Origin of the sequence: Amaricoccus sp. (assembly GCF_036846665.1) — a bacterium.
Classification (GTDB): domain Bacteria; phylum Pseudomonadota; class Alphaproteobacteria; order Rhodobacterales; family Rhodobacteraceae; genus Amaricoccus.
This window is the reverse complement of sequence record NZ_DAIUBO010000160.1, coordinates 1-9,020: the sequence shown is the minus strand read 5'-3', so window position 1 is coordinate 9,020 and position 9,020 is coordinate 1. Positions and strand designations below refer to the sequence as shown.

The 9,020-nt window shown below is 69.7% G+C and carries 8 protein-coding genes; 4 read left to right on the top strand and 4 right to left on the bottom strand.

What is annotated here, in order from left to right; genetic code table 11:
- The 3 genes from V7050_RS14610 to V7050_RS14600 all read right to left on the bottom strand — a co-directional run.
- Window positions 1–980 (bottom strand): thiamine pyrophosphate-binding protein (locus V7050_RS14610; protein ID WP_324410724.1); only part of this gene is annotated, 980 nt, incomplete at its 3' end.
- Between the two features lie 43 nt (window positions 981–1,023).
- Entirely contained in the window at window positions 1,024–2,232 is a 1,209-nt protein-coding gene (locus V7050_RS14605) for an OpgC family protein (protein ID WP_324374498.1), read from the bottom strand.
- 43 nt (window positions 2,233–2,275) lie between these two features.
- Entirely contained in the window at window positions 2,276–3,643 is a 1,368-nt protein-coding gene (locus V7050_RS14600; RefSeq protein ID WP_324369458.1) for a tetratricopeptide repeat protein, read from the bottom strand.
- 416 nt (window positions 3,644–4,059) lie between these two features.
- Between V7050_RS14600 and V7050_RS14595 the strand changes: the two genes are divergently transcribed.
- Window positions 4,060–4,779: a FadR/GntR family transcriptional regulator gene (locus V7050_RS14595; RefSeq protein ID WP_324374495.1), complete on the top strand. Its 720-nt coding sequence runs from the start codon at window positions 4,060–4,062 to the stop codon at window positions 4,777–4,779.
- A gap of 10 nt (window positions 4,780–4,789) precedes the next feature.
- On the top strand, window positions 4,790–5,995 hold the full coding sequence (locus V7050_RS14590; RefSeq protein WP_324369454.1) for a mandelate racemase/muconate lactonizing enzyme family protein: 1,206 nt from the start codon (window positions 4,790–4,792) through the stop codon (window positions 5,993–5,995).
- A gap of 223 nt (window positions 5,996–6,218) precedes the next feature.
- On the opposite strand, the gene V7050_RS14585 is transcribed toward V7050_RS14590, so the two are convergent.
- Complete coding sequence (locus V7050_RS14585; RefSeq protein ID WP_324369452.1) at window positions 6,219–7,574, bottom strand: radical SAM protein; 1,356 nt, start codon at window positions 7,572–7,574, stop codon at window positions 6,219–6,221.
- Window positions 7,575–7,669: 95 nt separating this feature from the next.
- Here V7050_RS14585 and fnrL point away from each other — a divergent pair, with 95 nt between their 5' ends.
- Entirely contained in the window at window positions 7,670–8,419 is a 750-nt protein-coding gene (fnrL, locus tag V7050_RS14580) for a transcriptional regulator FnrL (protein WP_324369450.1), read from the top strand.
- A gap of 213 nt (window positions 8,420–8,632) precedes the next feature.
- Window positions 8,633–9,020: cbb3-type cytochrome c oxidase subunit I (locus V7050_RS14575; RefSeq protein ID WP_442885698.1), on the top strand; the 388-nt coding region annotated here is incomplete at its 3' end.

Sequence of the window (9,020 nt, the reverse complement as noted above, 5' to 3'; positions counted from 1 at the left end):
GCGCCGCGGAGCTCGAGGGTCACGCCATGCATGCCATGACGGCGCTCGACCCCCGCCAGTTCGATCACCGGCTTGTCCGGGCCCCAGGGATGGCGCCAGCCGGCCCGCATCTCGATCGGATCGTAGCCGGCGAGGACCAGGCAATCCGAGGCGGCGATCAGCGGCATGAGGATCGCATCCGCCTTGGGTGAAAGCCCGGCGCATCCGAGCGCGAGCGGATCCCGCTCGTCCAGGAGCCCCTTGGCCTTGTAGGTGGTGACGAGCGGCACGCCCTGCGCATGGCAGAAGGCGGCCAACTCCGCAGCCGCCGCCTCGTTCAGCGCGTCGAGCCCGGCGATCGCGACCGGCCGCTCGGCCGCGGCGAGCATCTCCGAGGCGATGCGCAGGCCGTCCTCATGCGCCGGCGGTGCGAAGACCGCCGCCGGCGGCGGCGCGGCGCGGCCGTCCTCGGCGGCGGATTCCGCCACATCGGTCGGGACGTCCATATGCACCGGCCCGGGCTGGCCCTCGCGCGCGATGGCGATCGCCTTGGCGATGGTCACCCCGACCGCATGCTTCTCCGCCCGCAGGCTCGCCTTGACGACCGGACGCAGCATCGCCCGGTGATCGACGACCTGATGCGTGTAGCTCTCGGCCATCGCCGCCTCGATGCAGCCCGAGAGGAAGATCAGCGGCACGCGGTCCTGGCTCGCGTTCGCCACCACGTTGACGGCATTTGCGACCCCCGGCCCGAGCGTCGCGACCAGCACCGGCAGCGCGCCGGTGGCGTGCCAGAGGCCCTCGGCCATGAATCCGGCGGCGCTCTCGTGCCGCGCCAGCACGAAGTCTATCCCCGCCGCGCCGAGCCCCTCGATCAGGGCCAGGACCTCCCCGCCCGGAATGCCGAAGGCATGGGTGGCGCCTGCCTCCGCCAGGACACGCCCGATGATCCCGGCGCCCGTCGCCCGCGCCGCCCCCCCAGGCGTCACGACCGACAGCAAGGGCGCTCGTGCCCGACGATGCGCGGATCCGGCGTCCGTGCCTTCATGGCCTCGCCTCCACGGGCCTCGCCCCTTCGCCGGAATGAGAGCGGCTCGAGGTGTCCTTCGTCGCGGCAGCGCGCCTCCAGGGGACCGACTTGATCCATCCCACGAAATAGGCGGTCGCGACGACGCCCGCCATGCCGAGCAGGTTTGCCGCGAGCGTCTGCAGGGGACCGCGCCCGATCACGTCCAGCAGGACCCCGAGCAGCTGCGCGAGGACGATGCCGGTGACGAAGACCGCGAGCGACTGCTGCCCGACCTTCCGGATCACCGCGACGGCGCGGCCGCGGAGCCCCTCGGCCCCAAGGCGAACCCCGTTCACGCCGACGGCGATCCAGGCGAGATAGGCGAGCGCGAGGAAATGCACATAGCGCAGGAGGCCGAACGGCGATTTCGCCGTCAGCGGTCGAAGCTCGGCCGCCGTTTCGTCGAGAAAGGGCACGGCATGGCGCAGCCGGAAATAGGCGAAGGGAAGGCTCAGGATCAGGATCGCGACCGCAACGCCGATGCCCCATCCCGACACGCGCGGCGCCGGCAGCCAGCCCGCCATGAAGGCGAAGCCGGTGAAGAACAGCAATTGCCAGCCGAACGGGTTGAAGAACCACGTTCGACCCGACCAGGGCTCGGCCGGCAGCGCGACCTGCCCCAGGTTCGCCGCGAGCCACAATGTCCCGGCAGCGACGGCGACGAGCCCCGCATGCACGCGCGCGAGCGCCATGGCCAGGGGCAGCATCGCCAGGATGACGAGATACATCGGCAGGATGTCGAAGTAGTTCGGCACGTAGCGGAGCGTCAGCAGCGCCGGCAGGTTGGTGGCCGGGTCGGTGAAGAACGGCCACAGGTTCAGCCGATCGACGTAGTCCTTGCCCGTCACCTCCATCGCGGTGAGGACCGCCATCAGCGCCGCCGTCACCAGGAAGGCGCCGATATGCGCCCAATAGACCTGCCAGACCCTGAAGAGCGTCCGGACCGCGCCGAGGATCCAGCCGCGCGTGGCGAAGGTCCCGCCGAACGCGACCGCCGAGGCCATGCCCGAGCAGAACACGAAGATCTCGGCCGCATCGGAAAAGCCGAAGCGCGCGGGGATCCAGAGCGCCCAGACATTGCCCGGGGTATGGGCCATGACGATGATGAACATCGCCAGCCCGCGAAAGAAGTCGAGCCTCGGGTCGCGCGGCCCGGCGCGGGGAGGCGACCCGGCCGGGTTCATGGCAGGGCGGACCCGGAGGCGGCGCGGGTCCCGGCCTTGCGCATCAGAACGCCCCCGCGCGCGGGGCGGCGTCCCCGGAGAGTGCCGCGACCGCGGCACCGCGCTGCGCGCCGAAGGCGTCGCAGGCGCCGCGACGCCGGCTGCGATCCTCGATGATCCGCGCGGCATCGCCCAGCGCACCGGCGCGAATCGCCGCCTCGATGGTGATCCGCTCGAAGACGTCGCGCTGCGCGTGGCTCCCGCCGATATCCTGCATGTGCGGGCGCGCCGCCTTCAGCGAAGCGAAGGCCGCTGCATGCCGCCCTTCGCAGAAGGCCATGAGACCCTTTGCGGCCTCGAGCCCCGGCCTCCGCATCACGCGATCGCTCTCGCCGCGGTTCTGCAGGGCATCGACATTCATGCGCCGGACCAGCCGCTGCATCGCCGCGCCACGGCCGCCGCCACAGAGCGCCAGCATGTAGTGGAGATCGGCGAAGGCGAGGCATCCGTCCCCGACGCGCGCCTCCGCCAGGCCCGCGAGCTCCTCCCAGCGGTCGCCGACCGCGATGCCCTCGAGCTCGAGCCGCAGCAGCAGCGAGGAGGCATTGGCGATGTCGCGATAGTCGTCGGTGTGGTCACGCCGGATCTCGTCGTCATAGAGCGCGAGGACCCGGTCGATCTCGCCGCGGTCCAGATGCATCAGGGCGAGATGCCACCAGACATGAAATCGGAAGTTGTTGCAATGCGCCCATGCCTCCCGGTTGCCGTCCAGATAGGCGATCCCCTCCCGGGTGCGGGCGGTCATGTCGAAGATATGCGCCACGGCATGCAGCCCCCAGGCATCGTCGGGCGCGATCTCCAGCGCCTGCCGGCCGCGGCGCTCGGCCTCGTCGTAGCGGCCCGCCTCCTCGAGCGCGAAGGCCTGGCAGCCGAAGAGATAGCCGCGGGCGGGATGGGCCGCGCCATAGGCGGGAAGAACGCGCTCGGCCGAGGCGAGCATGCCCAAGCGATCGCCGAGAATGAAGCGGACGGCCTGGCTGAACTTCATCGCCAGCGCATCCTGCGGCCAGCCGTCGAGGATCGCCTCCATGTGCGCGACGGTCACGCTCGGCCGGCCGTCGAGCCAGGCCGCGAGCGCCTCGACATAGATCGCCTCCCGCCGTTCGACCCCGGACCGGGCCGCACCTCGGCGGGCGGCGGCGAGCGCCTCCCGCGCCGTGGCATGGAGCTCGCGCCTTCCGAGCAGGAGGCAGAACAGCCCGCGACAGGCCTGCGCCAGCGGCATCTCCGGATCGGCGGCCAGCAGCGCTTCGAGATGCTCCGGCGTCCTGGCGGAATGCGCGAGGAAGCCGCGCACGAGGGCGTTCCAGTGCAGTTCCGACCCCGCCGCGCCACCCGAAACCTCGAGCCCGAATTCATCCTGGAACGTCACGCCAGCATCCTTTCATCCCTCCGGCACATCTTCTCAGAGAACCCGGCCCGGTTGCGGGCGGGGCCGCCAGCTTCGCCATGCGGCGCATGACCTCTGGCGATCTGGCGGGATCCGGGCGGGAGGGAGGCCCGGAGACCCGCGCGGCGATCGGTGTAATCCGGAATCCATCCTCATCCGCCTGTCGCGGGGGTGATCGCGCGCCATGCGAGCGCCGGCGCTGCGTCACCCTGCCGCCCGTCCCTTCGCGAGGGATCTGCGATGCGTTACATCCCGACGGTCGCCGGATCGGGCCCGGGACCTGACAAAGCCGTGATGGCACGCCCCCATCCCCATTGACACGCGGCCGAGGCAATCCTATCAGCAGTTATCGGAAAACCTGTCAGACAGGTTTTTACATTCTGGGGACAAACACCGCGATGGGTCGCTCCGGCGAGACGATCGACTCCGGCGATGGCGGGCTGGTGAGTGCGGCCGTGGGCGCGATCTCCGACCATATCCGCAGGCATGGCCTGGGACCCGGCGACCGCCTGCCCAGCGAGGCCGACCTGTCGCGGTCGCTGGCCGTCTCGCGGTCGGTGGTCCGCGAGGCCCTGCGCGCGCTATCCGCGCTCCGGCTCATCGACCTCCGGGCCGGACGGCGCGCGCTCGTGGCCGAGCTCGACTACGGGGCGATGTCCTCGGTGATCGCCCACGGGCTTCACACCGACCAGATCACCATCCTGCAGGTCTACGACGTGCGCCGGACGATCGAGACGCGGACCGCGGCCCTGGCGGCGCTCCACCGAAGCGATGCGGAGGCGGAGGAAATCGGCGCCCATGCGGAGGCCATGCGCAGGCAGATCGACTTGCCGGAACGGGTGATGGAAGAAGACCTCGGCTTCCACCGCGCGATCGCCAGGGCGGCGAGGAACCCGGTCTTCGCGCTGATCGTGGGCTCCCTCGAATGCGTGTCGCGCCAGACCTGGCCGATCAACTGGCGCAGCCGGGCGAGGCCCGAGGAGCAGATTGCGATGATCGACATCCACCGCGACATCGCCCGGGCGATCGCCGCCGGCGATCCGGGGCGCGCATGCGAGGCCATGGCGCGGCATTTCGACGAGAGCGTCCGCGTCCTGGCCGCCGCGGGACAGGTATGAGGCACCGAGAATGAGAATCACCCGGCTCGAAACCATCCGAATCGAGGAAAGACCGAACCTTCTGTGGCTCCATATCGAGACCGACGAGGGGCTGCGGGGCCTGGGAGAGACCTTCTTCATGGCCGAGACGGTGGAGACCTATCTCCACGAATACGTCGCGCCCCGGGTCATCGGCCGCGACCCGCTGCAGATCGACCTGCTCGCGGCCGATCTGGTGGGCTATCTCGGCTTCCGCTCCTCCGGCGCCGAGACGCGCGGCAATTCCGCCTTCGACATCGCGCTCTGGGATCTCTTCGGCAAGGCGACCGGCCAGCCGGTGGCGCAATTGCTCGGCGGCATCTCCCGGCCGAGCATCCGCACCTACAACACCTGCGCCGGCACCGAATACATCAAGAAAGCGACCGGCCAGGCGACGCGGAACTACGGGCTTTCCGGCGGCAACACGGAATACGACGACCTCAACGGCTTCCTGCACCGCGCGGACGAGCTCGCCCTTTCCCTGCTCGAGGAAGGCATCACCGCGATGAAGATCTGGCCCTTCGACGGGGCCGCGGAGAAGACGCGCGGGCAATACATCTCCGGCCGGGATCTGGCCGCCGCGATCGAGCCCTTCGAGAAGATCCGGGCGGCGGTCGGCGACCGGATGGACATCATGGTCGAGTTCCACTCCATGTGGCAGCTCCTGCCCGCGATGCAGATCGCCCGGGCGCTGGCGCCTTTCGGGACCTTCTGGCACGAGGATCCGATCCGCATGGACAGCCTCGCCAGCCTGAAGCGCTATGCCGCCGCATCGGTGGCGCCGATCTGCGCCTCCGAGACGCTGGGATCGCGCTGGGCGTTCCGCGACCTGCTGGAAACCGGGGTGGCCGGCGTGGTCATGCTCGACATCAGCTGGTGCGGCGGGCTCTCGGAGGCCCGCAAGATCGCGGCCATGGCCGAGGCCTGGCATCTGCCGGTCGCGCCCCACGACTGCACCGGACCGGTGGTCCTGACCGCCTCGACGCATCTGGCGCTCAACGCCCCGAACGCGCTGGTCCAGGAAAGCGTGCGCGCCTTCTACCGCACCTGGTACAGGGATCTCCTGACCGCGCTTCCCGAGGTGCGGAACGGCATGATCACCATCCCCCCCGGCGCCGGGCTCGGCACCGACCTGAACCCGGAGATCGACCGCGCCTTCACGACCCGACGTCGGGTCAGCGACGCCTCCGACATCTGATACGAGCTTCGGTTTGGACGGGTCGGCCGACCGGAATCAAAAACTATGTGCAATTACAATTGGTTGAATAGCGTTTCATCGTGAAACGCCGCCCCGGGGCAAATCCGATCTCGGCGGGCCGAGCCGATCGGGCAGCGGTCCTGTGAAGCGCCTGTCCGGCATCCGGACGAGGGAAACCGGGAGAAAGCCCGCAGCGGCCAGACCCGCCCCCATGAAAGCGTCATCAGACCGCGAGCACGAGGCGCGCCGGAGAGGCGGGATAGACGTCGAAGGTCTGCGCGACCGGCCGCGCCAGCAGCGGCCCGTCCGCGACGATCTCGAGCACCCCGCCGCGCCGCCGCACCGCGCTGCCGAATCGGTCCCCGGCGAGCGCGATGCCGCGTTCGAGCAGGCGGGCGAAATCGCCGAACTGCGCCCGGAGCGCATCCAGATCCAGCCGGAAATCGCACATCAGCATCTCGATCGCCCGCGCGCGCACCCTGTCCTCGAGCCCGAGCGCAATCCCGCGCCGGCTCGCGCCCCCGCCGGCCGCGAGCCGCGACCGGTAGACGCCGGTCTGAAGCGTGTTCTGTACGAAGCCCTGCGGAAAGCGCGAGATCGACGAGACGCCGAGGCCGATCAGCGCGTCCCCCGAGCCCGCCGAATAGCCGCAGAAGCCCCGCCGGAGCGCACCGCTCGCGGCGGCGCGGGCGAGCGGATCCCCCGGACGCGCGAAATGGTCGATCCCGACCGGCAGATAGCCCCCGGCGAGGATCGCGCCGGAGGCCGCCTCATGGAGCGCCAGCCGCGCGGCCAGGCCGGGCAGGTGGCGATCCTCGATCATGCGCTGGCGCTTGGCCATCCAGGGAACATGCGCATAGCCGAAGGCGGCGATTCGATCGGGCGCGAGCGCCAGAACGCGCGCCAGGGTCTCCGACAGGCTCCGGATGCTCTGATGGGGGAGCCCGTAGACGAGCTCGATCCCGACCGAACCGACGCCGCGGCTCCGCAGCATCGCCACCGCCGCCTCGGTCTGCGCCACGGATTGGCGCCGCCCGACGGCCTGCTGCACCTCCGGCGCGAAATCGAGCACGCCCAGGATCGCACCGGTCATGCCGGCCTTCGCCAGGGCTTCGGCCCTGGCGGGCTGCAGATGCCGCGGATCGACCTCCACCCGGAACGCCGCCCCGGGCTCGACCGGAAGGGCGCTGCGCAACCGGGCCGCGAGTGCGTCGATCTGCGCCGGCTGCAGGATCGTCGGCGATCCGCCGCCCCAATGGATCGTGGCTACCGTCACGCCGGCAGGCATCCGCGCCCCGACCATCTCGATCTCCCGGTGGAGCGCATCGAGGTAGCCGCCGACCGCCCGGGCGGATGGAGCGCCCTGGGTGCGGCAGGCGCAGAACCAGCAGAGCTCCGGGCAGAAGGGGATATGGACATAGAGATCCACGCGCGCCCCCGGCGCCAGACCCTCGGTCCAGAGATCGAACTGCGCGGCGCCGATGCCCTCGTGGAACTGCGCCGCCGTCGGATAACTCAGATATCGCGGCACCTTCCGGTCGAGTATTCCGGACTCGATGAGAAGATCGCGCGAGGTCATGCCTCGAACGGTGCTCTCCGCCTCCGGCGATCTTCCTTGATCGAGATCAAACGCATATATAAATTGGAAGATCTGACGGGAGAGGACGGGGAACGATGGCGGCCGGCGCGACCCACAGGCCTGTCCGGACGCGATGCGCGGATTGCCCGATTCGGCATCGGGCGGTCTGCTCGCATTGCGAGTCTCAGGATTTCGAGGAGCTTGAGCGCATCAAGACCTACCGCACCTATGCGCCCGGCGAGACCATCGCCTGGGCGGGTGAGCATATGCCGCTCGTCGGATCGGTGGTCGACGGCGTCGCGATGCTCTCCAGCACCCTGCCCGACGGCCGCCGGCAGATGGTCGGCCTGCTGTTGCCGTCGGATTTCGTCGGCCGTCCGGGCCGCGCGACCCTGTCCTTCGACGTGGTGGCCGCGACCAAGATCACCTTGTGCATGTTCAACAAGAGCGAATTCGAGCGCATGGTCGGCCGGAGCCCGCATATCGAGCACCGGCTGCTGGAGATGACGCTCGACGAGCTCGATGCCGCACGGGAATGGATGCTCCTTCTGGGGCGCAAGACCGCGCGCGAGAAGATCGCCAGCCTCTTCGTCATCATGGCCCGACGCGATGCGGAGCTTCACCGCAATGTCCCGCAGGACGGGCTGCGCTTCCCGCTCCACATCACCCGCGAAGCGATGGCCGACTACCTCGGCCTGACCATCGAGACCGTCAGCCGGCAGATCTCCGCACTGCGCCGCCAGGGCCTGATCGAGCTGGGCGACAACCGGATGGTCCATGTGCCCGACTTCGCCAAGCTCATCGACCAGTCGGGCGACGACGCCGATGGCGGCGTGCTGATCTGACACGCTCGGCGGCAAGGCCGACAAACACGATCGCCGATCGTCTCTTTCCCTTGCACCGATCGGGCCGAGGCGGGCAAGGTGTGTCCGGTGGTGTGGCTTGCCGGCGCCTTGACCTGAATCAATGCGGGCCTGGATAATGCGTTGCATGCGTGCGCCATTCTAGAGGATCGCTGCCGGATCGGGATCCGGCGCCGGGACGGGGCAGAGGACGACATGATTGACGCGGCGAAGATTGCGGCCCTGGGGATCCTGACTCTGCTGTTCGCGATTGCGGCGAACTGGGGGACCGACCCGGTCTACCGGTTCCACGCGTTCCTGCTCGCGCTGCTATCGGCGGGCCTCTTCATCTGGTCGATCCGCCGGGCGGGCGGGCAGGACCGATACGCCATCGACGGCCCGCGCCCCGAAAGCGGCTACAACGACGACGTGGTCCGCGCGGGGGTGATCGCGACGACGCTCTGGGGCGTCGTGGGCTTTCTCGCCGGGACCTACGTCGCCTTCCAGCTGGCCTTCCCCCTGCTCAACTGGGACCTGCCCTGGACCAGCTTCGGCCGGCTGCGCCCGCTGCATACCTCGGCGGTGATCTTCGCCTTCGGCGGCA

Bases quoted from the DNA above. Each gene is read 5' to 3' on its own strand.
- V7050_RS14605 (WP_324374498.1), bottom strand. From the start codon at position 2,232: ATGAACCCGGCCGGGTCGCCTCCCCGCGCCGGGCCGCGCGACCCGAGG.
- V7050_RS14595 (WP_324374495.1), top strand. From the start codon at position 4,060: ATGGGTCGCTCCGGCGAGACGATCGACTCCGGCGATGGCGGGCTGGTG.
- V7050_RS14590 (WP_324369454.1), top strand. From the start codon at position 4,790: ATGAGAATCACCCGGCTCGAAACCATCCGAATCGAGGAAAGACCGAAC.
- V7050_RS14585 (WP_324369452.1), bottom strand. From the start codon at position 7,574: ATGACCTCGCGCGATCTTCTCATCGAGTCCGGAATACTCGACCGGAAG.
- fnrL (WP_324369450.1), top strand. From the start codon at position 7,670: ATGGCGGCCGGCGCGACCCACAGGCCTGTCCGGACGCGATGCGCGGAT.